Origin of the sequence: Prosthecobacter sp., assembly GCF_014879935.1 — a bacterium.
Lineage (GTDB): Bacteria > Verrucomicrobiota > Verrucomicrobiia > Verrucomicrobiales > Verrucomicrobiaceae > Prosthecobacter.
On the sequence record NZ_JACSRD010000169.1, the window covers coordinates 97838 to 122962 of the forward strand.

General features: G+C 61.4%; 25 protein-coding genes. 17 read left to right on the top strand and 8 right to left on the bottom strand.

The annotated features are described in order from the left end of the window. Positions 1 to 168: 168 nt before the first annotated feature. Positions 169 to 609, bottom strand: coding sequence for a 23S rRNA (pseudouridine(1915)-N(3))-methyltransferase RlmH (locus IAE77_RS17310; protein ID WP_294229017.1), 441 nt, complete (start codon positions 607 to 609; stop codon positions 169 to 171). 243 nt (positions 610 to 852) lie between these two features. Between IAE77_RS17310 and IAE77_RS17315 the strand changes: the two genes are divergently transcribed. The 4 genes from IAE77_RS17315 to IAE77_RS17330 all read left to right on the top strand — a co-directional run bounded on the left by IAE77_RS17315 (position 853) and on the right by IAE77_RS17330 (position 4343). Continuing rightward, a complete protein-coding gene (locus IAE77_RS17315; protein ID WP_294229020.1) occupies positions 853 to 1545 on the top strand; it encodes a hypothetical protein in 693 nt (230 codons plus the stop codon). Between the two features lie 119 nt (positions 1546 to 1664). Beyond that, complete coding sequence (locus IAE77_RS17320; RefSeq protein WP_294229023.1) at positions 1665 to 2468, top strand: ABC transporter permease; 804 nt, start codon at positions 1665 to 1667, stop codon at positions 2466 to 2468. A gap of 3 nt (positions 2469 to 2471) precedes the next feature. Next, positions 2472 to 3269 (top strand): ABC transporter ATP-binding protein, encoded by a 798-nt coding sequence (locus IAE77_RS17325; protein ID WP_294229025.1) that lies wholly within the window; start codon positions 2472 to 2474, stop codon positions 3267 to 3269. A 45-nt stretch (positions 3270 to 3314) separates the two neighbouring features. Then, positions 3315 to 4343, top strand: coding sequence for an MlaD family protein (locus IAE77_RS17330; RefSeq protein WP_294229027.1), 1029 nt, complete (start codon positions 3315 to 3317; stop codon positions 4341 to 4343). 30 nt (positions 4344 to 4373) lie between these two features. Here IAE77_RS17330 and IAE77_RS17335 read toward each other — a convergent pair whose 3' ends face one another. Together IAE77_RS17335 and IAE77_RS17340 are read right to left on the bottom strand one after the other, a co-directional pair. After that, entirely contained in the window at positions 4374 to 7991 is a 3618-nt protein-coding gene (locus tag IAE77_RS17335; RefSeq protein ID WP_294229030.1) for an MBG domain-containing protein, read from the bottom strand. 168 nt (positions 7992 to 8159) lie between these two features. Next, positions 8160 to 8813 carry a hypothetical protein gene (locus IAE77_RS17340; RefSeq protein ID WP_294229033.1) on the bottom strand — a complete coding sequence of 218 codons (654 nt, stop codon included), beginning with the start codon at positions 8811 to 8813 and terminating at the stop codon, positions 8160 to 8162. 132 nt (positions 8814 to 8945) lie between these two features. Here IAE77_RS17340 and IAE77_RS17345 point away from each other — a divergent pair, with 132 nt between their 5' ends. From IAE77_RS17345 to IAE77_RS17365, 5 genes are all read left to right on the top strand, one after another. Continuing rightward, positions 8946 to 10529 carry an ATP-binding protein gene (locus IAE77_RS17345; protein ID WP_294229037.1) on the top strand — a complete coding sequence of 528 codons (1584 nt, stop codon included), beginning with the start codon at positions 8946 to 8948 and terminating at the stop codon, positions 10527 to 10529. A 56-nt stretch (positions 10530 to 10585) separates the two neighbouring features. Further along, positions 10586 to 11029 carry a cytochrome c oxidase assembly factor Coa1 family protein gene (locus IAE77_RS17350; protein ID WP_294229040.1) on the top strand — a complete coding sequence of 148 codons (444 nt, stop codon included), beginning with the start codon at positions 10586 to 10588 and terminating at the stop codon, positions 11027 to 11029. A 195-nt stretch (positions 11030 to 11224) separates the two neighbouring features. Then, positions 11225 to 12904 (top strand): 30S ribosomal protein S1, encoded by a 1680-nt coding sequence (rpsA, locus tag IAE77_RS17355; RefSeq protein ID WP_294229043.1) that lies wholly within the window; start codon positions 11225 to 11227, stop codon positions 12902 to 12904. 174 nt (positions 12905 to 13078) lie between these two features. Further along, positions 13079 to 13657, top strand: a complete 579-nt coding sequence (locus IAE77_RS17360) for a hypothetical protein (RefSeq protein WP_294229047.1) — start codon at positions 13079 to 13081, stop codon at positions 13655 to 13657. A gap of 61 nt (positions 13658 to 13718) precedes the next feature. Next, on the top strand, positions 13719 to 14603 hold the full coding sequence (locus IAE77_RS17365; protein ID WP_294229051.1) for a hypothetical protein: 885 nt from the start codon (positions 13719 to 13721) through the stop codon (positions 14601 to 14603). A 9-nt stretch (positions 14604 to 14612) separates the two neighbouring features. Here the strand turns inward: IAE77_RS17365 and IAE77_RS17370 are convergent, their stop codons facing one another. Continuing rightward, complete coding sequence (locus IAE77_RS17370; protein ID WP_294229053.1) at positions 14613 to 14900, bottom strand: hypothetical protein; 288 nt, start codon at positions 14898 to 14900, stop codon at positions 14613 to 14615. A 98-nt stretch (positions 14901 to 14998) separates the two neighbouring features. Between IAE77_RS17370 and IAE77_RS17375 the strand changes: the two genes are divergently transcribed. Further along, complete coding sequence (locus IAE77_RS17375) at positions 14999 to 15601, top strand: DUF6642 family protein (RefSeq protein ID WP_294229055.1); 603 nt, start codon at positions 14999 to 15001, stop codon at positions 15599 to 15601. A gap of 83 nt (positions 15602 to 15684) precedes the next feature. On the opposite strand, the gene IAE77_RS17380 is transcribed toward IAE77_RS17375, so the two are convergent. The 3 genes from IAE77_RS17380 to IAE77_RS17390 form a co-directional block, all read right to left on the bottom strand. Then, positions 15685 to 16062: a hypothetical protein gene (locus tag IAE77_RS17380; protein ID WP_294229058.1), complete on the bottom strand. Its 378-nt coding sequence runs from the start codon at positions 16060 to 16062 to the stop codon at positions 15685 to 15687. Between the two features lie 65 nt (positions 16063 to 16127). Beyond that, complete coding sequence (locus tag IAE77_RS17385) at positions 16128 to 17573, bottom strand: family 10 glycosylhydrolase (protein WP_294229061.1); 1446 nt, start codon at positions 17571 to 17573, stop codon at positions 16128 to 16130. Between the two features lie 79 nt (positions 17574 to 17652). Beyond that, positions 17653 to 19065, bottom strand: a complete 1413-nt coding sequence (locus tag IAE77_RS17390) for a Fic family protein (RefSeq protein ID WP_294229063.1) — start codon at positions 19063 to 19065, stop codon at positions 17653 to 17655. Between the two features lie 123 nt (positions 19066 to 19188). On the opposite strand from IAE77_RS17390, the gene IAE77_RS17395 reads away from it, so the two are divergent. Together IAE77_RS17395 and IAE77_RS17400 are read left to right on the top strand one after the other, a co-directional pair. Then, the gene (locus tag IAE77_RS17395; protein WP_294229066.1) at positions 19189 to 20274 is read left to right on the top strand and encodes an SMP-30/gluconolactonase/LRE family protein; all 1086 of its coding nucleotides are present in this window, start codon (positions 19189 to 19191) and stop codon (positions 20272 to 20274) included. Next, positions 20271 to 21116 (top strand): hypothetical protein, encoded by an 846-nt coding sequence (locus IAE77_RS17400; RefSeq protein WP_294229068.1) that lies wholly within the window; start codon positions 20271 to 20273, stop codon positions 21114 to 21116. The genes IAE77_RS17395 and IAE77_RS17400 overlap by 4 nt, the downstream gene beginning before the upstream one ends. Here the strand turns inward: IAE77_RS17400 and IAE77_RS17405 are convergent. After that, entirely contained in the window at positions 21100 to 21642 is a 543-nt protein-coding gene (locus IAE77_RS17405) for a flavoprotein (protein ID WP_294229073.1), read from the bottom strand. The genes IAE77_RS17400 and IAE77_RS17405 overlap by 17 nt on opposite strands. A 96-nt stretch (positions 21643 to 21738) precedes the next feature. Between IAE77_RS17405 and nrdR the strand changes: the two genes are divergently transcribed. From nrdR to IAE77_RS17430, 5 genes are all read left to right on the top strand, one after another. Continuing rightward, positions 21739 to 22227 (top strand): transcriptional regulator NrdR, encoded by a 489-nt coding sequence (nrdR, locus tag IAE77_RS17410; RefSeq protein ID WP_294229076.1) that lies wholly within the window; start codon positions 21739 to 21741, stop codon positions 22225 to 22227. 101 nt (positions 22228 to 22328) lie between these two features. Then, positions 22329 to 22682 (top strand): histidine triad nucleotide-binding protein, encoded by a 354-nt coding sequence (locus IAE77_RS17415; protein WP_294229079.1) that lies wholly within the window; start codon positions 22329 to 22331, stop codon positions 22680 to 22682. Positions 22683 to 22726: 44 nt separating this feature from the next. Then, positions 22727 to 23191: a hypothetical protein gene (locus tag IAE77_RS17420; protein ID WP_294229083.1), complete on the top strand. Its 465-nt coding sequence runs from the start codon at positions 22727 to 22729 to the stop codon at positions 23189 to 23191. A 120-nt stretch (positions 23192 to 23311) separates the two neighbouring features. Further along, a complete protein-coding gene (locus tag IAE77_RS17425; protein WP_294229085.1) occupies positions 23312 to 24508 on the top strand; it encodes a BtaA family protein in 1197 nt (398 codons plus the stop codon). Further along, positions 24505 to 25125 (top strand): class I SAM-dependent methyltransferase, encoded by a 621-nt coding sequence (locus IAE77_RS17430; RefSeq protein WP_294229088.1) that lies wholly within the window; start codon positions 24505 to 24507, stop codon positions 25123 to 25125. The genes IAE77_RS17425 and IAE77_RS17430 overlap by 4 nt, the downstream gene beginning before the upstream one ends.

Consider the following 25125-nt stretch of genomic DNA (forward strand, 5'->3'; position numbering starts at 1 on the left):
TGGATGACGTTCTGAAGGACCGACCGGGACACGTGTATTTGTTTGGGAATTTTTAAAATTTAACCTTTCCCAACCTATCGACAATGGGAAAAATCAAAGATCTGCGACTCACTTCAGCAATAAACAGACCTTCAGGCCATTTCCTTCGTGGTTGTTGGGGTTCGAGGTTCACTCGCGATGGTAAGGCTCGCCCCGCATGATGGTGTAAGCACGATAGACCTGCTCCATCAACACAATCAGAGCGATGTCGTGTTGCAGGGTTAGATTGGACAGGGACCAGGACACGGCTGCTTTCGCCCGAAACTCTGGCGAATGACCGTCAGCGCCGCCGATCACCAGACAAACTCGCTTCCGGCCGGTGATTTCCTCATTTTCGATCCACCGCGCCATGTCCACACTGCGCAATTGTCTGCCACGCTCGTCAAGAACGACACAGAGGCCGTCTTCACATGCATTGCTGATCTGCTGCTCCACACGATCACGTGGCCCTTCCTTGATCATTACATGTTCGAGTCGGGCGTAGTGCTGGAGCCGCTTGGAGTACAGGACCAACGCTCCTTTGACCCAGTCGTGTCCGGGTTTGCCCACAGAAATGATTCGCCATTGCATGGAAGAGCCTAAAACCGCGATTCAGCCAGCCACAACCCGGCAATTGATTCTATAAATTACGGATTTGTTTAGTAATACTGTCTGCCATTACCATCCTGATTGTTGCATAATTTAAAAACATCGATAAAATGAGAATGCTAATTCAAAAATTAACCCGAACTCCAAGCTATGTCTCAAGCCCTTCCTTCAATGGTTCGCCTTACCACAGCCAGCTTCGCGGCCGTCCTGATGGCCTCGTGTGCCGTGCCACCCCGCCAGGCATGGCAGCAGATTCAGACACGTGGTTTGATCAGCTACCTCGCTGATGGCAGTCATTCCGCAGGGGGCTCCAGCCATGCGCCCATGCTTACCCAGCGCAACAGTGTTTCGTCGCCGACGGCACCCACGACGGCTGCCGTGGTGGGACCTGAGCGCCCCTCGACTCCACCTCCATCAATGCTGAATGCCTCCACGATGCCGGTGGCCCAAAGCGTGGCCGACCTTCCTGGCTACGTGCGCACGCCGTTCACCAATCCTCCGCGCCTCGTCGATGTCCGCGGCATGGCCGCCGGTTCCAAAGTGGTGTGCCCCTACACCCAGCGTCCGTTTCTGGTGCCTGGAGGTGTTTCCTCCTCGTCAAATGTCGCTGCTTCCGCTCCTGAACGTCCGAAAGCCCCAGCCACACCGGAACGCCCGCGCAGCACGCCGAAAGCGGACGACAAAGTCGCCGCGATGAACAAGCCGACGACGCCAGCCACCACTCCGAGTGTCACGCCGGCACCGACAGCCGAAGCTTCAACGGACCTCCCTTATGGATCGCCGATCTCGGGACGTCCGGGTTTCGTGAACAGCCCTTACGCGGCCAAGCATCAGCTTGTGGATGTCACCGGGCTGCCTGTCGGCATGGAAGTAAAGTGCCCTTACACGGGAAAACTCTTCCGCGTGCCACCGCAGTAAGCGGGTTGTGACCGTTCGTTCTCCAAGCCCCGTCTGGCCTTCGTCAGACGGGGTTTTTCATTTTTGGGTGACGGTTCCATGATTTGCCATCGCCCCACAACATGCCATGATGGATGGTGATGGATTCCCCCGCCGCCTTGCTGGCTTTTCCAGGCCGCATCTTCCTACATTTTCTGGTCTATTTGGGGCAGATCACCAAACTGATCGGTGATCTGGCCATCGCGGTGCGTTCGCGCGTCTGGCGGCTCCGGCTTGTGGCCCAGCAGATCGTGGCCATCGGCTACGGATCGCAGGGGGTCGTCATTGTGACCGGTGCATTCACCGGGGCGGTGTTCACCTTCCAAAGTTACGCCAAGTTCAAGGAGTTCGGCTTCGAGACGACGGTCGGGGCGGTGGTTTCCGTGGCCTTGTGCCGGGAGTTGGGGCCGGTGCTGGCGGGACTGATGGTGGCGGGACGTGTGGGGGCCGCGATGGCTGCGGATATCGGCACCATGAAAGTCACTGAGCAGGTCGATGCGCTCCGCGTCATGGGCGTGCATCCGGTCGATTACCTGGTCCTGCCCCGTTTCGTGGCGATGATGATTTCGATGCCGTTTCTCGTCGCCGAGAGCATCTCCTTCGGCCTGTTCGCCTCCTACATGGTCACCAGCTTTGGCTATGACATGCCGGCGGCCTGGTATCTCAACCACATGCTCGAACACACAAACATGGAGGACCTCTCGATCGGGATGATCAAAGGCTTCGTCTTCGGCATGTTGATCACCGTCATTTCATGCCACCAGGGCCTGGCGGCGGAGAATGGCGCGGTCGGCGTGGGCGCGGGAACCACTCGCGCGGTGGTGATCTCCTCCCTCGTCATTCTCATCGTCAATTTCTTCCTCTCCATCCTGCTCAACTACGTCTTTCCCATCGGAACTGTCTAGCTCATGGCCGCAGCCCCCTCCAGCACGACCTCAGGCACGCAGGCACCTCCGAAAGACGGGGTGTTCATCGAGCTGCGTGATGTCCACAAGCGCTTCGGGTCACAGGAAATCCTGCGCGGCATCGATCTGCAGCTCAAGCATGGCGAAACGCTGTGCGTCATCGGTCCCAGCGGTGAAGGCAAGACGGTGATGATGAAACACATCATCGGCCTGATCCGCCCGGACCAGGGTGATGTCTTCGTCGAGGGCATGAACGTGAACCTGCTCAATGAACGCCAGATGGCACCGATCCGTGAGAAGGTCAGCATGCTGTTCCAAGGGGCCGCGCTGTTTGACCGCATGACCGTGGAGGAAAACGTGGCCTTCCCGCTGTGGGAAAGCGGCCTGCGAGATCGCGTGGAGATCAAGCGACGCGTCACCGAGGCGCTCGAGGCCGTCGATCTGGCCGAGCATCTGCACAAATACCCCACCAGCCTCTCCGGCGGCATGCGCAAGCGCACCGGCATCGCCCGCGCCATCATCACCCGCAGCGAGTGCATCCTCTATGACGAGCCGAATTCCGGCCTCGATCCCATCGGCTCCGACATCATCGACCAGATGATCCTGCGCATGCAGCGGCGCTACGGAGTCACCTCCATCATCGTCACACACGACATGCGCAGCATCTTCAAGATCGCCGACCGCGTCGCGATGCTTTACCGGGGGAAAATCCATTTCCTCGGCACACCTGAAGAACTGCGCAACAGCCCCGACCCTGAGGTGCAGAATTTCATCAACGGCCGCTCCGACGTCACCGGCTAGCCATGCCGCCCCTCCTCGTTCAAACCATCCCCTTCCCTTCTTTCCATGATCGACAGCGATAGAAAAACCGAAATGCTCGTCGGATTGTTCCTGTTCGTCGGGCTTCTTCTGCTCGGCGGCCTCATTCTTCAATTCGGCCGGGTGCGTGAAGTCTTCAAAGACACCTACCACCTCCGGGTGGCGTTCTCCAACGCAGCGGGCATCAAGGAGGGCTCCCCCATCTTCCTCGGCGGCTCCCGGGTGGGCCGCGTCGCCAAGAAACCGGAGCTCAACGAGACCTTCACCGGCGTCGTCATTGATCTCGAGCTCTTCAAAGACGTGATGATCCCGGCCGACGCCAGCTTCGCCATCGGTTCCGCCGGCCTGATGGGCGACGCTCTGGTCGAAATCAAACCGACCGGCCGTGAAACAGACGTCTTCCTGCCACACGACTACGACAAGATCATCGAGGGCGAGAAAGCAGGCGGCCTGAACGACTTGCAATCCACCGCCAAGGCCGTCGGCGAGAAGGTCGATGTCGTGCTCGATGATGTCCGCGTGGCCCTCAAAGACATCCAGGACGCCATGGGCAAGGTGAACAAGGACGCCCTCTCCGACACCACGATCCAGAACTTCAAGGAAAGCATGGAGTTCCTCCACAGCACCCTCAAACGCGTCGATGACAAGGTCCTCGGCGACGAAAACGCCCAAAACCTGAAGACCGCCATCGCCGAGCTGAAAGACGCCGCATCGAGCTTCAAGAGCGCCTCCCGCAACATCGAGGAAGCCAGCCGGAAACTCGACCCGGTGATCGCCAAATCAGACAAGGTCATGACCTCGGCCGATGAGTCGCTTCAATCGATCAAAAAAGCCGCCGACAGCTTCGCCGTGGCTGCCGCCAGTGTGTCTGACAGCAAAGGCCTGCTCGGCGCACTGCTCAATGATCAGCAGATGAAGAACGACTTCCGCGATCTCATTTACAACCTCAAGGTCAACGGTGCCGTGTGGTACAAGGACACGGCGGAACGTCTGCGGGCGGAGGAAATGAAACGGCAGCAGGAAGAACAGCCACAAAAACGCGGCCTCTTCCGCTAAGCCGATCTTCCAGGGCGGCACGAGATCCCGTCATGGGACCGGCGTCACCACCAATCGCATGAAGCGACGGGCGGGATTGCCAGTGCTGAGCGAATCGCGGGCCCGGACGGTCTGGACCGGGCCATCGACGATCACTTCGAGTGTCACAGGGCTCCAAGAACCAAAACTGTCGGTCGATTCGGCCGAATAGGTCACCCCTGGCAGGTTTCTCGGCCGTGTGAACTCCAGCGTGAGGCCATTCCCATCACGAACGGGCACCAAAGCGGCGTCACGAGCGCGTGGATCTCTGCCAAGAGCATATTCGAAGAGGTTTTTGATGCCGTCGCCATCCGCGTCTGCGTCATCATCGGCCAAGCCGGCACCGATCTCCCCGGTGCTGAAATGCTGCGTGCGCCAACTGGCCACCGACTGGGGACCAATCACCAGGGTTCCGCTTTGCGTGCCCAGGTAATTCGCATCATCGACGCTGGCCTCCACCAGATAGCTGCCATAGGCGCTGGGAGCGGTGCTGGAGCCATCGTAAGTGACGTTCACCGTGAGTCCGGCTGGAGTGGTGGTGACAGAAACGGGCTTCGGATTGCCGTCGTAGTCCGCCGCCAGACCGTTCAACGAGATGCCCGCTGTCGCCTTCGCCACCACGAGCGTGCCACTTGCGCTGCCCTGGTAGTTCGGGTCGTTGATCGTCCCGATGACCGCGTAGCTGCCTGCATTCGTGGGTACGGTGTCCGAGCCATCGTAGGTGAAGGTCACCGCCAGACCGGCGGGAACCGTGGTCGCCGTGGCCGCCCTGGCCGTTCCATTGTAAGTCTGCGCCAGGCTTTCAAGCGTCACAGTGCCCGCCAGCTTTGGAACGATGATGTTCACGGTCTGCGCGGTGGTGTTGCCATCGACATCCGTGGCGGTGACCTGAACGGAGGTGTTTCCAGGTGCCACGGCACTGATCTGCAGGCTCGTGCCCACCAGATTTGCCGTGGCGATGGCACCGTCCGGCGCGGCGGTGATCGCATAGGTCAGCACCGGAATGCTGGTCATGGAGTCCACTTTCAGCAGCTTCGTCTGGTCAATCGTGGTCGGAGCCGTGGCCGCATCGATCGGAAGGTCCGAGAACACCATGTTGGCCGATGAAGGCGTGACGCCATCCTGCCGCAGCTTCACGGCGTAGTCGCCGGTGGCGACACTCGTCAGGGCATTCACCACTGCGGTGGATGCCGAGGAGATGCGGCCGAACACGGTGAAACCGCCGTTCTGGTTGTCGAGGTTCGAGCTGTTGTTGCCGAGGCTGATGAAAAACTCGCTCGTGGCGCTGTCTGCATCGTCCCCGACCTTCGCCATCGCGACGGTGCCGAAGACGTTCGAGATGCCGGGCTCGTTGGCCACCGGTGACTGCCGCGAGACGGATTCGAACACGTCTGGAGACTCGTAAATCGTGTAACCGCCGCCCTGGAGCACGAAACCGGCAGGACTCCGATGGAAAATGGTCCCGCTGTAATTGTAGGACTGGAAATTGGCGACCGTTCCCGGCGTCAGCGATGAATAGAGCACCATGTCCACATCGCCTTTCGTGGTTGTCATGCGCACGGCGGCCTCCGTGTCCAGGTCCGAGAATTTCGTGCCCAGATCAATGCTGGTGCTGCCCGATGGAGCGATGGTTTGATCCGCGATCACCTCCGCCACGGGTGCCAGCGTCGGACGCAGGATTCGCAGGGCCAGATTCAGCACATGAGACCCGCCGCCGCTGAAATTGGCCGTCATCGGCACGTCGAACAGGCCCGCCACCGCCGGCGTTCCGGAGATGATGCCGGTGACGCTGTCAAAAGTCAGCCCGTCCGGCAGAGTGCCCACACTCCAGCCCGTGCGTGTCTGCTGGCTGATCGTGGCCAGTTGGTAGGAGAACGACACACCCATTTTGATCGGCGCATACGGCTTGCTGCTGAAGCCGTCCTTGGTCGTGGTCGTGGCGGTCGATGAAAACGCCGACGTCGAAATCACTGTGCCGTCAGACGCGGAGTAACGTGCCCTAATTTGAAACTCGTAGATGCTGCCAGGATCAAACTCCGGCAGATTGGACAAAGTCATGCTATTGGGCGTGGCGCCGCTGCTGCCAGCCACCACTTTGCGTGTGGAATAACTGCTGGCACCCTGCTTGCGATACTGCAGTTCGTATTCCGTCTCCACGTTCGAGTTATCCGTCCAGGCAAAGCTGATGCGATAGGGATCGGTGGTCGAAGCGGTGGCCACGAGGTTCGTGGGGGCGTTGAACGCCGGGCTGATCGTCGCCATGTTGGAAAAGGCCGAGGTCGTCGTCGCTTCAGGGCCGTAAGTGGCACGCACCTGGAACTCCAGCGTCTTTCCCGGAGCGATGAGTTGATTCGTGAGGGTGGTGGTGTTGGCTGCCAGATACTGGTAGGTCTGCCATTGCGTGTCCCCTTGCAGGCGCACCTGCACCTCGTAGTTGCCTTCGGAGGACGAATTGTCCGTCCACGTCAGGCTTACCCGCCCTTCACTGCTGGAGGTGGCCTGAAGGTTGGTCGGAGCGTTGAAGTTGGTCGAGGCTGAGGCGGCGCTCGAAAAAGCCGTGTACAGGATCGGGGCGTCGGAGGCCGTGTTGGTGCCGCGGATGTAGGCCCTGGCCTGAAACTCGAACAGCGTCCCCGGCGGCATCGCCCCAGTGTTGATGATGGTGAAGTAAGGGTTGTCGATCGAGCCCAGATCCAGCCAGGTGCTCGAGCCTTGGACGCGATACTGGAAGTGGTAGCCGGACTCAGCCGTCGAGTTGTTGCTAAAGCTGAGGTCAAACGTGTTTTCCCCCACCCGGGTGGCCGTCAATCCGGTGGGAGCCTTGAAGGCCTGGGTGCTCGCGGTCACGACGCTGGTGAAGGCGCTGACACTGCTGCCGAAGTCCACCGCACGTATCTTGAAGTCATAGGACGTTCCAGGAAGGAAGTTCGGCAGAAACATGTCCGCCTCCGCCGTGCGTGACTTGTACCCTCCCACATCCTGGCTCGTCAGATTAAAATCAACACCCGTGGCCAGCCACGTGCTGTCAGTGGTCTTCTTGTAGTCCACCTCGAAGTAGTACTCACTGTTGGAATTGTCATTCCAGGTGAGATGGAAGTGGCCATCCCCGCCCGCAGTGACCCCCAGATTGGTCGGAGCACCAAGCGTCGGCGTCTGCGCGCCCGGGGAAGATGAATACTGAGGGCCATTGGCCGGAGCGCTGGGTTCCGTCGGGTTTGCCGCAGTGCCTTTGAAGGCAGTCACAAAGAACTGGAGGCCTGGATAAGGAAACCAGCTTCCATTTTGCGGATTTTGATACCATCCAAATCGCGAACTCAGATCGACGTTGATCGACAACGGGCCGGTGGAGTCCTTGGTGGCTGCATTCACGTCAAAACTACCAAGTGTCCCTTGGTCCCAAGACGCACCGTTGAAGATGCGATATCCGATGGTGAATCCTCCTTCATCGGTGGAATTGTCTGTCCATTCGAAGCGCCAGTAGAGAGTACTGCCGTCCGCTTGGGTATAAGTGCTCGTCATGTTGGTCGGGGCCGCTGGCGCGACCGCCAGTGTGTCCGTGGCGAGCGCCAGCGTGACGAGCGCCATGGCGAGGTAAACCTTTGTCAATGAGTGTGATAGAGAGCAGGCCATGAGGTCGGCAGCGAGAGGCTGGGGGAAAGGGTCGGCAGGATAAGGGGGCTCGTGAACACGCGTCAACCTTGGAAGTAGCGCGCATTGTGACGAGGGCCTAGGGACGCGCTCAGACACTCCGGCTGCGGGCGGTGTTCAACCACTGTGATGCAACTCCCAGCCTGAAGTTCAGGCGAACAAGGCCTGGAGTTTCCCGGGTGATCCGCAGCCTTCATGCATGGCCTGGAGTTCCTCGGAAATGAAGTGGCGCAGGCGCTTCCGTGCCCGATGCAAGGCCGTGCGCAAAGCACCGCTCTGCGGCAGCGCACCCCGGTTTCCCTCGATCATGTTTGCCTCCAGGCAGCTCCAGACCTCGGCACGGCCCTGGCATTTGAGCTCGACGCTGATGTGGTCCAGAGCACGGTCGATCACACCGCGGGCCCAGCATCGGTCGATCTCGCGGTCCGGCGTCGCGTGATCATCCGGCACATCGATGTTCTTGCCGTCCTCATCGCACAGGGAGAGGCAGCCGGCGCCGCCGCCCCGCCGCTGGCGGGTGCGATACTGCCAGCGCTTGATCAAATGGGTGCGCATCCGCGCAAACAGGAATGCCGCCTGCTCGCCGTGATCACTGATGGCCGCAGCACGTTCATGCTGCCCCCGGGCGACGAGTTTGGCAAAGAGCTCCTGCACGGCGTCCTCCGCATCGTGCGCCTCGCAGCCCCGGGCACGGGCAAAGGCGCACAGGGCGCCCCAGTGGCGGCGGTACAGCGCGGCGGCGTCCGCCTGCGTGGATGAATCGATGGTGTGGCTGGCATGGGCGTAGTCTTCTCCGAGGTGCATGGCTTTGAGTGGGTTGTTACCCCGTATTGGAGACGCGCCGCATGACACCAGCCCCCGCCCGATCATTAAAACCGATTTATCTTCGTGCGTGCCGCCGGTCTCCGCGTGAGAATCGCCCCGCGTCACCCCGGCATGAGCATCCCGGCCAACACCCGCAGCTTTCGCATCCGCCTGGCCTTGCAGACAATTCTGGTCTCCGGGGCGCTGGTGGCGGCGTTTGGCATCGCCGCCTGGTGGTATGCCAGCCAGACGCTGGAACGCAGTGTCGATGACCGCATCATCGCTCCGGCCCAACGCGTCTGGAGCCGCATCGATCCCTACACGACCGACGAGGAGTTCAAAACGATCGCCGATCTCGTCTTCGGCACCTCACCCGCCCACGACGCCACCAATGCCGTGCTCGTGGTGCAGGAACACACCCAGGGCGAGACCCTTTTTGCCACGCCAAACGCCCCGAAAGACCTGGATGTCTATTTCCGCGCCTGTTTTCCCACCTTGGAGGAGATCAATCGCGTCCCGCCGGAGGGAGCGCCGGGAATGCCCGGCGGCCGCCGCCGTCTCGGACGACCTCCGGGCGCGGAATTCGACGATCTCCTCGGACTGCCGCCCGCCCCGGGGCCTTCGCCACCCGAAGGCCAAGAACTGCCTTTCCGGCCGCAAATGCCCATGGTGAGGGAGCCAACCACGTTCACCGCACGTTCGGGCGGCATCGACTGGCGTTTCGGTGCCTTCGGCAGCCCCAGCTACACGATTTTCATCGGTCTCTCGCTCACCGACTACTACGCAGAGGTGAATCGCATGGCCCGCTGGTATGCGGGTGCAGGTGCCCTGGGCCTCATGTGCGCCGGACTGGCCGCCTTGTGGACATCCAAACGCGCCATGCGCCCGCTGGAGCGCGTCGTCTCCACCGCCCAGCGCCTCACCGCCAGCGATCTGGCCGAACGCATCCATTTGAGCCAGGACGACGACCGCGAATTCGCCCAGCTCATCGACGTGCTCAACGGCATGATGGAACGCCTGCAGGCCAGCTTCCAGCAAGCCGTGCGCTTCACCGCCGATGCCTCCCACGAGCTCAAAACACCGCTCGCCATCATGCTCGCCACGTTGGATGACGCCGTGCGCCACAGCCAGCCTGGCAGCGCCGAGCATGATCACTTCGTCTCCCTCTTCGACGAGGCGAACCGGCTCAAAAAGATCACCCAGTGCCTGCTGTTGCTCTCCCAGGCCGATGCCGGCCGCCTGCCGACCCATCCTGAAACCTACGATCTCAGCGCCGATCTCGGCCGTTTGGTCGAGGATGGCGAAATCCTCTGCGAACAGGCCGGATTGACGCTCGAAACGCAGATTCAACCCGGAATCGAGGTGCATGCCGATCGTGCGCTGCTGCGGCAGGTGTTTCAAAACCTGCTCAGCAACGCCATCAAATACAATCGTCCCAACGGTAAAGTCACCTTGCGTCTGGCCAGGGGAGAGAACTGCGTCTTGTTCGCCCTCACCAACAATGGCCCGGCCATTCCTGCCGAAAACCAGGCCCGTCTCTTCGAGCGCTTCTTCCGCGGCGACTCCGCCCACACGCGCAAAACCGATGGCTTCGGCCTCGGCCTCAACATCGCCACCGAACTCGCCCGCGCGAATGGGGCCGAGCTCCGCCTCGTACGTTCAGACGGGGACGAGACCACCTTTGAAGTCCGGTTGAACTGTCCGCCAACGCTTTGATCCGCGTTCAAGTTGCCAGCTTGACGCTGGAACGTTGTTTCTCGTAGCCTCTGGCCATGAACGCCGAGTCCCCCTTCCCCAACGCTCCTCCGCCGTTGCCACCAAAAAAGACTGGAGCTGCAAAATGGGTCCTTGTCGGCTGTGGCGGCTGTTTGGGACTGATCGTCCTCGGCGCCGTGCTGAGTGCCGTTATTTTCTTCTTCGCCACCGGCATCATCCGGGAGACGGACGTCTACAGCCATGCCTTCAAGCGCGTGCAGGAGTCTGCTGAGGTCAAGGAAGCCCTGGGGACACCCATCAAAGCGGGCTGGACCTTCTCAGGCTCCGTGAACTACAACAACGGCGCCGGCTCGGCCGATTTCACGCTGCCCGTCACCGGCCCGAAGGGCGAAGGAACTCTGAATGTGAAGGCAAACAAGGCTTCCGGGAGCCCGTGGAAGTATGAGGTCCTGGAAGTTCAGCTCCCCGGCGACAGGAAAGTGGACCTGCGTGAGCCATAACGGGCAGAAAATCGCCCCGGGGCGGCCCCTTGATTCCGTCCATCTTCCTCCTTGCCAAAGGGCGATTCTCCCCGACTATCCCGGCCCTCTTGTCCGGGTGCCCTCTGGTGCCGCAGGACGAAAGCCCGCCGTGCGCCTCCGGAGCGGAAGTGCCCGTGCGGTTTTTACCCCAACGCTCCCAACCCGTTAAGTTAAATGAACGCATCCGCTACGCTCGCCGACCTGATCGCAGGTTCTTTCCGCGAGCTCTCCGAAGGATCCATTGTCAAAGGCAAGATCCTCGAAATCAAACCGCAGGTCGTCCTCGTGGACATCGGCTACAAGTCCGAAGGGGCCATCCCCTCCAACGAGTTCGAAGATGAAGACATTCAGGTCGGCGACGAAGTCGAAGTCCTCCTCGAACGTCTCGAAAACGACGAAGGCATGGTCGTGCTCTCCAAGGAGAAGGCCGCCCATCGTCAGAACTGGGAGAAAATCTACGCCGTGTTCAAGGACGGCGGCCTCGTCAAGGGCAAGGTCAAGAGCGTCGTCAAAGGCGGCCTCATGGTCAATGTCGGCGTCGAAGCCTTCCTCCCCGGCAGCCAGATCGACATCATTCCGCCGAAGGATCTCAACGAGTACGTCGGCAAGGTGTTCGAGTTCAAGATCGTCAAGATCAACGACGAGCGCAAAAACATCGTCCTCTCCCGCCGCGAAGTCATCGAGGCCGAGCGTGCCGAGCAGCGCCAGAAGTTCCTCGAAGGCGTCACTCCCGGCGACAAGGTCATCGGCATCGTCAAGAACATCACCGACTTCGGTGCGTTCGTCGATCTCAACGGCATGGACGGCCTCCTCCACATCACCGACATGTCCTGGGGCCGCCTCAACCATCCTTCCGAGATGCTCGGCATCGGTCAGAAGATCGAAGTCCAGATCCTCGAGGTCAACCGCGAGAAGGAGCGTGTCTCCCTCGGCCTCAAGCAGCTTCAGAACAACCCGTGGGAAAACATCGAAGGCCGCTATCCTGTCGGTCACAAGGTGCGCGGCAAGGTCACGAAGCTCGTCGCTTACGGTGCGTTCGTGGAAGTGGAAGAAGGCGTCGAAGGCCTCATCCACGTCTCCGAGCTCTCCTGGACGAAGCGCATCGCCCGTCCGTCCGATGTTCTCACCGTCGGCCAGGTCATCGACGCCGTCGTTCTTGGCATCAACAAGGACGAGCGCAAGATCAGCCTCGGCGTGCGTCAGCTCGAGCCGAATCCGTGGGACGACATCGACGTCCGTTACCCGATCGGCACGCAGCTCAAGCGTCCGGTGCGCAACCTCACCGCTTACGGCGCCTTTGTGGAGCTGGAAGAAGGCATCGATGGCATGATCCACGTGTCCGACCTCAGCTGGACCCGCAAGATCAACCATCCGTCCGAACTGCTCAAGAAGGGCCAGGAAGTGGACGCCGTCGTTCTCGGCATCGACAAGGCCAACCAGCGCATCAGCCTGGGCATGAAGCAGCTCGACACCGATCCGTGGTCCATCATCGACACCCGCTTCAAGGTGGGCGACATCGTCAAGGGCCGCGTCGCGAAGATCGCCAGCTTCGGCGCCTTTGTGGAGCTCGAAGACGACATCGACGGCCTCGTGCACATCTCGCAGATCAGCGAGGAGCGCATCGAGAAGGTCAAGGACAAGCTCAATGTGGGCGACGAAGTCGAAGCCCGCGTCATCAAGGTGGACAAGGTGGAGCGCCGCATCGGCCTCTCCATCAAGGCCATGGCTTACAGCGACGCCGAGATCCAGAAGGAAAGCGCCGCTTTCGAAGCCCTCCGCCCCAGCACCGACCTCGTCGGCCTGGAGCAGGCCTTCAAGTTCGCCACCGAAGAATGGCGTCCGGGCGGTCAGTAATCCGCGATCCACGACTCACATCACGATCAACCCACGAAGGGACGCCGCGAGGCGTCCCTTCTTTTTTCTTCCCGCGTTTGAGCGGCAATTGGCGGACAAGGTAAACCATCCCTCAGACGGCTTTGAAGCCTCATTCACCTGCCGGAAACACGCCTGACTCTAGCTTTCCGGCCGATGGAAGAAGAGCAGGAGCTGGACATCCCCGATTCACTGGCCGACACGCCGGAGGCCGCCTGCACGCGGCAGTTGCAGACCCGTCGGCAGTGGATTCGGCGGCTGGGATTGTGGAGCACCGTCGGCATGGCGGGCGCCGCCGCCTGGTATTGGACCTCACCACCCGTCGCGCCGCTCTACTTCAACGGCATCCACGCCTTCGCCCACGTCAGCCATCCAGAGGTCGTGCACCGCATCGTCGCAGCAGCCAATCAGATCGTGGACAAGCCCTACAAGTGGGGCGGCGGGCACCAGGTGCTCTTCGATAACGGCTTTGACTGCTCCGGCTCCATCTCGCACGTGCTTTATCGTTCCGGCCTGCTCCAGCACGCCTCCACCTCCGCTGCCTTTCTGCGTTATGGGCTCCCGGGACCGGGAAACTACGTCACCATTTATGTGAACCCCGGCCACCACGTGTTCATGGAGGTCTGCGGCCTGCGTTTTGACACCTCCGGCCAGCGTGCGGGTGAAGGCCCCCGCTGGCGCGTGCCCGGCCGCGACAAACAGGGATTCCACCCCCGCCACCCGGCCTGGCTCTGAAGGCCGAACAGACCCCCCGAGGCACAATCTTCTCACATTTTCCGGGTGGCAACGGCACGGCATGCGCTCATTTTCCGGCACGATGTTCGAAGCTGAGCCTTCATCGCCGGAAGAAACACGCCGCACGTGGTTGCGTCGTGCGATCGGTGCTTTGCCTCTCGCTTTCACAGGCTGCGCGGCTTCCACGACCTCGATGCTCGGCTTTAGCGCACGCAAAACGCGGGCGCAGTGGGAGTATCACAATCGCTTCCTCGCCTCCGGAGCCCGTTTGCGCTTCCGGCCGCACGCTGCGCATGGCCGGCCATGGACTTCCGGCATGGAGGCCGTGTATCGTTCGCATCGCCGTGATCCGCGTGTGGGTTACGCCGTGAAGAACCTCGCCACCGGCCGTTACCTCGCCGAATTCCAGGCCGACAAAACCTTCTTCGGCTGCTCCATGCCGAAACCCGCCGTCTCGGCCGTGCTGCTGGAGAAGCGCCAGGGCAACCTCACCCGCGAGGAGTTCCAGAACGTTGTTTACGCCTGTGACCGCAGCATCAACGCGGCCTGGTTCTACCTCATGGCCCGCCTCAACTCGGCGGATGAGCAGTACTTTGAGCGGAAGTACAACCTCCCTGATGTGCAGATCCTCCAGAACTGGCAGTCACCGCGGTTCTACGCCGAGTTCTACGAGCGCTGCGTGAACTACCGCCTCGACCACGGCTGCGAGTTGCTGCTGGAAGCCATGCGTCGCGATCAATACGGCCTCGGCCGCTGGGTCATGCCCGCCAGCATCACCTACATCGGCGGCAAGACCGGCAATTACGGTGAATGGGATCACGAATCGCTGTTCTTCTACCATCGCGGCACGCCCTACGCGATCGTGCTCTACACGCGTGGCAACTTCGCCCCGGGAAACCAGCTCGGCTGCATGATGGGCGGCCTGTTTCGCGACTATTGCGCGTGAGCTGACACCTCAGTCGTCCTTTTTCGGCAGCACCTCGAATTCGATCTCACGAACTTCATGCGAGACCTGCGTCACCGGCACATCTTCCACATGCCACGCCGGTTTCGGCCCTGCAGGTGCCAGTTTGCGTCGAACCGCATAAAACAAGGCCGCTCCTGCTGACAAGGCGAGTCCAACCACCGCCACCGCCGCGCCCACCATCAACAACAGGGCGATGATGCCCACCGCCACAACCGCGAACAAACCCACCATCAGCACGGCTGGCAGCCCGCGGATTTCAAACGTCCTCGATTTCATGGCAACAACATGCGGTCCTTCGCATACGACACAACCGCGATCTCGGACGCCGCTTCAACCGGCTTGCCAGTCCCGGCACAGGATGAAAGGGTTGGGCCATGAACAACGGTCACGGCATTTTCTGTCTGGAGGGCGACTGGAGGAATGACTTCAACCGCACCTCGTCGGTGAAACCGGTGCTGAAGCTGCTCGCCCAGGCGCAGAACCGCCCGATCCCCTTTGTGCATCGCGATGTCGGCACGCGCGAGGAACTGGAATACTACTGCCGTCGCTGGACGCGCAAAGGCTCCGCGCATTATCCGATGCTTTACCTCGCCTTCCACGGCACACCCGGAGGCATCCATGTCGGCGACCGCAGGCAGAAAGCACGCAGCAAAGTCACGCTCGATGATCTGGCCACCATCCTTGGCACGAATCTCAACCGGCGTGTGATTCACCTGGGCTCATGCAGCACGCTGAACACCAGCCGCCGCAGCCTCCAGGCCTTCCTGCAGAAGACCGGTGCCAATGCCATCAGCGGCTTCAAGATGGAGGTGGACTGGCTGCTGTCCTCCTGTTTCGAAGTGCTGCTGTTCTCCGAGTTGCTGCGCAACAACCTCACACTTCAAGGTGTGCGACAGGTCGAAGAAGGCCTGCGGCAGGAATACGGTGCGCTCTGCCGCAAGCTCGATTTCCAAATGGTCATTCGGGAGAGGCCGTGACACGCGGCTGCCAGCAACAGCGTCGGCCATCCCCGGAATTAGAACGTTATCGTCCCATGCCGCAATCACGCGACCGTTTCACGTCAGGCATTGTATTTGATCACGGTTATCTGTGCAGCGTCTTCAAGGATGGTATCGAGCTCCTTTTCGGTGGGCGTCTCCTTCGAGATAAAACCGGTGGCCCGGCCATTTTTCATCTGGGTGACCTTTAGGCTCCACCAACCCAATTCTGATCCTCCTCCTGGATTGGGGAGCATTGGCGTCATCGTCAGCAACTGCCGCACCGTCGTTCCGCGTGGCAAATGATGCGTGCCGGGATTTCTAAACCCTTTGCCCAAAGTCACAGAGATCGTGTTCTCTGCAGCCTTCCCATAAACTCCTTCAGGCCGTGGAAGATTCGAATCGAACATGTAACAGCCCGACACAAAGGCAGTGAGGATCACCAATAGTCTCAAGTTCATGAGCCAGATCTATCAACAGTGATCCAGACTGCCAATCTCGATGTTTGATCTGTCTTGGAGAAGGCTCACTTCATCACCACGCCCGCTTCACCGGTCTCCCAGCCGAGTCCTCCAGCCCTCACAGCCACTGCCGCGGCGTTTTCAGGCCACTCCGTGCTGAGCTGGTCTTTGAAGAATGACTTCCACGTCACCCACTTGCCATTGATCAGCGCCTGCACCACCCACCAGCGTGTCGCACTCATCCAGCGCACATCGCTGTGCTGCCAGGCCACGGTCAGCTTGCCTCCCGGCATGATTTTGCCGACAACCGGCGCTGGGAGCGGTGTCTGGCTGAGCCACGGAGAGGCTGGCGGGATCGCATGCGTGGTGTAAGCCCGCTGCTTCGTGTAAGTGCCGATCTTGCCCAGGTCCTTGTGCAACGCCCCGAAGTTCCAGTGGAAGTGCCCCGGCGTCATTTTCAGCCCGCGTTCACGCAGCACGCTCATCTGATGCAGGATTTCGCCCGCGTTGCGATCATCGCCGATCTTCGAGGTGTTCATGCCCGGCCAGATGTGGCGGCCCTGCGTGTTCTGCTCCAGCCACCAGTCGTAGTAGGTGATGAATCCGAGCTTCGGGCGGTTGATCGTCCAGTAGAGCTGCGGCGTGAAGTAATCCACCCAGCCGTTCTGCAGCCACTTTTTCGAATCCGCGCCCAGATCCTCATAAGGGTCGAGCCCGCCACCCGTGCCTTCCGGATAATTTGGCCGCCACAACCCAAACGGGCTGATGCCGAACTTCACATGCCGTTTGATGCCTTTGATGCCCTCGTAGATCGCCTGCACCGTTTCATCCACGTTCTGCCTGCGCCACGCGGTCAGCTCCAGCGTGCCTCCTGCGGCTTTGTAGCGCGCAAAGGTCTCGCTGTCAGGGAACTCGATCTTCTGCTTCTTCGCGTCGGTGATGGGATACGGATAAAAATAATCGTCGATGTGGATGCCATCCACGTCGTAGCGCCGCGTCACATCCAGCATCACCGCCACCGCCTGCTGCCGCACCTCCGGCACGCCGGGGTCCATCCACCAGTCGATGCTGTACTTCATCGTCCATTCCGGATGTCTGCGGCGGATGTGATCCGCGCTCGGCGCATGCTTCTCTCCTGCCAGCGCCCGGTAGGGGTTGAACCACGCGTGCAGCTCCATGCCGCGCTTGTGCGCCTCCGTCACCGCAAACTCCAGCGGGTCCCACATCGGCGATGGTGCCACGCCCATCTGCCCGGTCAAAAACGGCGACCACGGTTCGATCTGCGAGGCATACATCGCATCGCCCGCCGGCCTCACTTGGAAAATGAGCGCGTTCAATCCCAAGTTCGCCGCCGATTCGATCAGCGTGAGCAATTGCTGCTGCTGCTTCGCCACCGGCAGCCCCGGCTCCGAGGGCCAGTTGATGTTCCGCACCGTCGCGATCCATGATCCACGCAGCTCACGCGCCGGCGGCGGCACAGCGGCGTTCTGTGCGGAAACCGCGGCGGTCAAGGAGGCAAGGAGAAGCAGGATTCGCGTGAGCATTGCTCCCCCAACTAAGTTCCCTGCCTCCCGACTGCAAGCCGCACGGTCATTTCGTGCTCTGACCGCTCCACACCGGCCACCACGCGTCGAACTCGCTCGGGCGCACTTTGATGCGCACGAGGTTGTTCGCATGAAGCGAGAGCAGCCGCTCCTCGATGAGCTCGAGGAAGTGCTCGCGGTCGCTGGCGGTGATGTTTTTCGCCGTCCAGCGACGGAGGAAGTCCGCCGCCTGCGGCTTGGTCATGCGTTTCACGACCACCTCGCGGGCGAGGTCCTTCAGCTCCATGCGGTAGCCGATGGCGATGCGGTCCGGGGAGCCCATCTCGCCGCGGATGACGCCATAGCGGATGCACGACTCCTCGTAGGCATGCACAAAGACCTCCCGCAGCACCTCCACGCGGTTCAGCTCATACACGGCGAGGATGCCCGTCGTGTAATCCCGCACCGGCACGCCGGTGAAGGACAGCGGGCACATGTTTCCGCGGATGAGCGGGATGTTTGCCGCGAGACGCGAGGTGCGCTTGTTCCCATCGAGGAAGGGCTGCAGATAAGGCATCTGCACCATGAGGAAGAAGCAGCACTCCAGCGGATCGTGGATGGCCGCGGCCTTTTGCAGGATGAGGTCAAAGCACTCCTCGATGAGCGCGGGGTTGTTCGTCGGATGAAAAACACTCCCGCCGATGCCCACCGGCTTCGTGCGCAGGGCTCCCTCCACCTTCCGGCTCTCCAGCAGGTATTCCGTGAGGATCGCGTGCAGGTTGAGGAAGGTGTAGCGGTTGTAGCCGAGCTGTTCCGGCTCCTCGACGAGGAATTCGATGGCCGCCTTGTGATTCAGAATCATGAGCGCCTCCTGCTGCCGCGCGGGGTCATCGCTGCGGCCTTGCTGGAGGAGGAAATCCGTCTCCAGCAGGGAGAAGGTGCTGCCCTCGAGGCGGCTGGAGTTCCACACGAGGTCGATCACGAGCCGGTCCATCACCTGCCGGGCGTAAGTGCCCGGCGGCATGCCTTCCATGTCCGGCGGCAAGCCGCGGACCCGCAGGTGCGCCCGCAGATTCTCCGGCAGCCAAGCCGTTTCATTCGGCACATAGCCGTCGAGGAACTCGCGACGGTAGCCCACGGGCTTCCGCAGGCTGTGGTGCTCGCGGAAGTAGTCCTTCAGCTCCCGGAGCGGATCGCCCGCGTCGGCAGGTTGGTCCTCGCGGAGGAGATTCGACTCGGAAAGCGGGATGGAAACCGGCGCGGGAGCAGGCTGCGTCGGCGGCTGGGCCGTCCGATACTTCGTCGCCCGTGCTTTGCCGACCCGCTCAAGCTGCCCGGCACGCACCATCTCGTCCAAACGACGTTGCAGCGTGCGGCGGGAGGCTTCCTCGCCGAATCGTGCCACGATCTCGTCAATGCCGAGGCCATTGCTGACCTCGGATATGGCGCGATTCAGGGCTTCTGGCGTGATTTCTGGCATGATTGGCGCGATTTTGGCGTGATAATGGCACGATTCAAGAGCCTTTTGGCATGATTTTCAAAATCGTGCCAAAGCAACGACGGGCTTGCTCTTTGGCCTCCGATCTACTGCAATCGCCCAGCCATGTCCCTTCGACCCATCCTGCTGCTCCTTCCGGGCCTCCTCCTCACTTCCTGCTCGTCCATGCGATCGCCCATCGTGCCCGGAGCGGTGCCCAAAGACCACGGAGCCATCGGAGCGACCGAAGGCCCGGCGTGGAAGGACGGCTCGCTCTACTTCACCGATGGCAAGCACATCAACCGCCTCGGCCCGGACGGCAAAACAACCGTCTTCCGCCACAACGCCTCCAACGGCCTGCTCTTCGACCGTGAAGGCCGCCTCGTCGCCTGCGAGTCCGGCCTGCGCCGAGTGACACGAACTGAGAAGGACGGAAGCATCACCGTGCTGGCGGATCGCTTCGAAGGAAAACGTTTCAACACACCCAACGACCTCTGCATGGACTCGAAGGGCCGGATTTACTTCACCGATCCACGCTATGGCTCGCGTGCGGGGATGGAGATTCGCCAAAAGTGTCTCGTTTCATTTCCCTTTCCCGTTCAGCCACAGTTCTTCACGGGTCCAGGTCTTACAGCAGGTTTGCGTGGTGCAGCCAGATTAAAGGTGATCGAGAACAACATCGACAATCTATTAAAAGACACATTCCACCCGCACACCCACGGAGAGGGAGTGTATCGCATTGATGGCCCTAAAAATGTAAAGCTGATACTTGATGGGGGAGGCGTTGCGATTCTCGAGCGTCCCAACGGCATCCTCATCTCTCCAGACGACCGTTTTCTCTACATCGCCGACAACAATAACAACACGCACGGCGGCTCGCGGAAGTTGCTGCGCTACACGCTCGATCCAAACGGCGATGTGAAGCCCGGCACGCGGAAAGTGATCTTCGACTGGAAGGACGGTCGCGGCCCCGATGGCATGAAAATGGATGCCGAGGGCCGCATTTACGTCGCCGCCGGCACGAACAAGGCCACGGACTACGAAACGACACGCTTCAAAGCCGGCTGCTACATCCTTTCGCCCTCCGGCAGGCTCATCGACTTCATCCCGACCTCTCCCGACGAGTGCTGCAACTGCGCCTTTGGCGGCAAAGATGGCAAAACACTCTTCATTACCTCCGGCGGCCATCTGTGGAGCGTTCCTCTGAAATGAAAACGCTGCTCTTCGCACTCCTGCTGCTCCCGTCGCTGCTCGTCGCCGCCGAGCTGCCGGACATCCAAACCGTGCCGCCGGATCTCGTCGTGCCCGCTTTGAGCGAAGGCACGCCCGCCGCAGGCAAACGCGTCCGTCTCGGGCTCAACGTCCTCTACCTGCCCACCGATTGGAAGGCTGACACGAAGTGGCCCGTCATCGTCGAACTGGCCGGAAATGGCGGTTACAAGAACAAGTATGGCGATGTCAGCACCGGCCTGCCGGAAGGCAGCAACCTCGGCTACGGCCTCTCCGGCGGAAAAGGCTTCATCTGGCTCTGCGTGCCCTATTTGAATGCCAAAGGCGATCAAATCGCCATCACCTGGTGGGGCGACAAACCATCCTACGACCCTCAGCCGACGCTCAAACACCTCCGCGAAAGCGTGCAAAGCCTCTGCCGCGATTTCAGCGGCGATGAAACCAAAGTCGTGCTCGCCGGCTTCTCCCGCGGAGCCATTGCCTGCAGCTACCTCGGCCTCCACGACGACGAAACCGCGAAGCTCTGGTGCGCCTTCTTTGCCTACAGCCACTACGATGGTGTCCACAAGTGGCCCTATCCCGCCTCCGATCGCGAATCCGCCCTCACCCGCCTCCAACGCCTCGGCAACCGCCCGCAATTCATCTGCGGCGAAGGCGCGAACGCTAAGCAAACCGAGGCCTACCTGCGCCCTCTCGCGCCACAAGCCGATCTCACCTTCCTCGGCACCGGCTTCCGCAATCACAACGACGCTTGGACGCTGCGCCCGAGCTCTGCCCGTGACAAAGCCCGCGAGTGGCTGAAGCGAGTTACTTCTTCGCGCTGAGCAACGATTCGACCGCAGTCAGGATCGTTTCGACCTCAGCGAGCCTGCCCACGCCCTCGTAACCGCAGGCGAGCATGCCTTCGGCGGGTTCGACGAATTGAGCGCCGTAGCCGCGGAGGGTTTCGACGTTCTTCAGCGTCGCCGGATGCTGCCACATATTGCCGTTCATGGCCGGGGCGATCAAAATGGGGGCGCGGGTGGCGAGGGCGATGGCGGTCAGGGCATCGTTGGCGAAGCCGTGTGCCATGCTGGCTAGCACGTTGGCACTCGCGGGTGCGATGAGGAGCAAATCCGCCTCGTCGGCGAGCTGGATGTGACCGGGCTGCCAGCCTTCTTTTTCGGCGAAGAGATCGGTGATGACGGGATTCTTGCTCAGCGTGCTCAGGGTGAGCGGCGTGACGAATTCGAGCGCGGACTTCGTCAGCACGCATGTCACGCGATGGCCGGCCTTGGTGAGCTGGCTGGCGAGGTCCGCCGCCTTGTAGGCTGCGATGGAACCGGTGATGCCGAGGATGATGCGGGACATGGGGCACGAATACCCTGGAAACGGGCCGCTTAAAGCCCGACGACGAAGGAACTTGCCTTGCTGCCTGCGAGACCGCACATTTCCGACCCCCACACCATGCGTTGCCCCAAATGCGGCAGTTCCCAGGACAAAGTGATCGACTCTCGCGAGGCGCGGGAGGGGCACGCCATCCGCCGCCGCCGGGAGTGCATGAAGTGCGACTTCCGCTTCACGACCTATGAGATCGTCGAACGTGAGGAGCTGCGGGTGGTGAAGCGCAACGGCGCACGGGAGAACTTCAACCGCGACAAGCTCATGGGCGGCGTCACCAAGGCCTGCGAAAAGCGCCCGGTGAAGATGGAGCAGCTCGAACAACTCGTGGACGACATCGCGAACGAGCTTGAGGAGGAAGGCTACCGCGAAATTCCCTCGACCGTGATCGGCGCGAAGGTCATGCGCCGCCTGGAAGCCATCGATCACGTGGCCTACGTGCGCTACGCCTCGGTTTACCGTCAGTTTGAAGACGTGGGCGAGTTCATCGACGAGATCAAGAGTCTCGGCGAACGCCGCCCGCGTGATGGACGCCAGCCCGAGCTGTTCAGATAGAGCAAAGAGATGTCGCAACGCTTGCGTAGGCCATTCCGTGACTCTGCGCCCTCTGCTCTTTGCCCTTTGCGCCGCCTTCGAGGCTGACTACCATCGGCGCCATGTCTGAGAAGACCATTTTCCAAAAAATCATCGACCGCGAAATCCCGGCCCCGCTCGTTTACGAGGACGATCTGGTGGCGGCATTCAATGACATCAACCCCCAGGCGCCGACGCATGTGCTGATCGTGCCGAAAAAGCTTATTCCGCGTGTGGGCGAGGCTGGGGCCGAGGATCAGGCCACCCTGGGCGCCTTGCTGCTCGCGGCGGGAAAGATCGCCGAGAAGCTTGGCATCAAGGACACCAGCAAGGGTTTCCGGCTCGTGATCAACCATGGCAGGGACGCGGGAGAGTCCGTTCCGCACCTGCATGTGCATCTGCTGGCCGGACGCAGCCTGGAATGGCCTCCAGGCTGAAATTTTTTGCAACTTCCGGCCTGTCCGCCGGTTTTTTTGACATCATGGAACCGTTTTCTCCCGAAGATCCTCTCACTCAATTGCTGGCCCAGGCCCGCAGGATCGAGGCGCGTTCCAATTTCACGCAGAATGTCGTCCGCGCCGCCCGCCAAACTCCGCAAGACCGCGGTTGGTTCGCGGGAGTTCGTGCCTGGTGGTCCGAGACGGTGAGTCCGGGAAGCGCCTGGGCCTTTGCCGCCGGCGCGACCGCTGCGGTGGCTTTGACGGTGGCGGTATTGCAAATGCAGCCGGAAGCCGCGTCTCCCCAGATGGTGAATCACCCGCCTGCCGTCCCGGTGGCGGTTCCTGCCGTGAAAGCCGTTCCAGAGCCCGTTCTGGCCGAGTCTGTGATGCCGGATCTTCCCGCGGCGGAAACCGCCTGGGAAGCCGCCTACCAGACCGAAGCGCTGCTGGCCGTCGAAGACACCACCAAGTTCACGGACAGCGAGATCAGCTTCCTGCTGTATTGAGGATCGGCACCGTCAGGCGTGCGAGGGCCGCGCTCTTCCCGCGCCAAACCCCGCCCATGTGACGAAACAGGTGCAATGCGGCAGTCGCGGAATCGGTGGCGCATGGAACACGTCCCGCGCATGCCCAAGCTGCTCGACTCCCCGCGACGCAAACCGACTCCCCTGCTGAAATCGGCCCATGACATGGTCTTCCGCCATGTCCACAACTCCAACCTCATCTACAACGCCGCCTGGGAGGACCCGAGGCTGGACCGGCAGCTGATGAAGCTGAACGGCAGCAGCCGCGTGGTCATGATCACCAGCGCTGGATGCAACGCGCTCGACTACCTGCTCGATGGACCGGCGGAAATCCACGCGGTGGACATGAACTACCGCCAGAACGCCCTGCTGGAGCTCAAACAGGCACTCATCCGCAAAGGCGATTTCGACGAGCTCTTTGAAATGTTCGGACTGGGCGCCCACCCACGCTACGAGGCCGTTTACCGCAGGGTGCGCGGCACCTTGAGCCTGCCGGCGAGGAAGTTCTGGGACCGGCGCATCGGCTTTTTCAATCCGGCCAGCCTGAAGAAGTCCTTCTACTACCACGGCACCTCCGGCATCGCCGCCTGGGTCATGGGCAATGCGCTCTTCAAATTGCGGCCGAACATCAAGAACTTCGCCGCCTGCCTGCTTGATGCCCGCTCCCTCCAAGAGCAACGCGAGGCCTACGCGATGTTTGAGCGCGAGGTGTGGGGCCCGTTCAGCCACTGGCTGCTGCGCCAGCCCACGCTCATGACCCTGCTCGGCGTGCCGCGTCCGCAGATCAAGCTCATCCAGGATTCCTACCCGGGCGGCCTCACGGATTACGTGAAGGACAAGCTGCGCCACGTCTTCACGGAGCTGCCGATGGCCGAAAACTACTTCTGGCGCGTGTACATGACCGGCTCCTACACGCTGGGGTGCTGCCCGAATTACTTGAAGCAGGAGAATCTCCTCACCCTCCAGGATCGGGTGGACCGCCTGACGCCGCACACGACCACGGTGTCCAATTTCCTGCGGGAGCATCCCGGCCTCTACACGCATTTTGTGCTGCTGGACCATCAAGACTGGCTGGCCGCGCACGACACCGCCGCGCTGCTAGACGAATGGGAGCTGATCCTCGCCAACAGCGCCCCGGGAGCGAAGGTGCTCATGCGCTCCGCCGGTCTGGATCTGAGTTTTGTGCCGGAGCCGGTGCGTTCGCGGCTGCGGTTCTTCCCGCAGCGCACGGAGGCGCTGCATCAGCTCGACCGCGTCGGCACCTATGGCAGCCTGCATTTCGCAGAAGTCATCGCATGAGCTCCACGACCGCTCAAAACACCGCGCTGGAGCGCTATTACCGGCTTCACTCCCGCATCTACGACGGCACGCGCTGGAGCTTCCTCTTCGGCCGTGAGGAGGTGCTGCGGCGTGTTCTCCGCGTGGCAAATCCGCGCCGCATCCTCGAAGTCGGCTGCGGCACCGGGCGGAATCTCGTGTCACTGCGGCGGTTGTTTCCTGAGGCGCATGTCACGGGTGTCGATCTGTCGGAGCAGATGCTCGCCATCGCCGCGGGCAAGGCTGACGGGCAGGTCACGCTGCTGCGCCGCTCCTACTCGCTGCCGGTGCATGCGGAAGGCGGGCCCTTCGACCTCGTGCTGTTCTCCTACGCGCTCTCGATGTTCAATCCCGGCTGGGAGCAGGCCATCGACGCCGCCTGGGGCGATCTGGAAGACGGCGGCGTCATCGCCGTCGTGGATTTTTCGCACAGCCGTTTCTCCTGGTTCCGCCGATGGATGGGAGTGAACCATGTCCGCATGGAGAATCATCTCTGGCCGCGCCTGGGCCAGAAATTTGTGCCGCTGCTCAACGACCGCTTCTCCGCTTACGGCGGCCTGTGGAGCTACGGCATCTTCATCGGACGAAAGCAGCTTTGA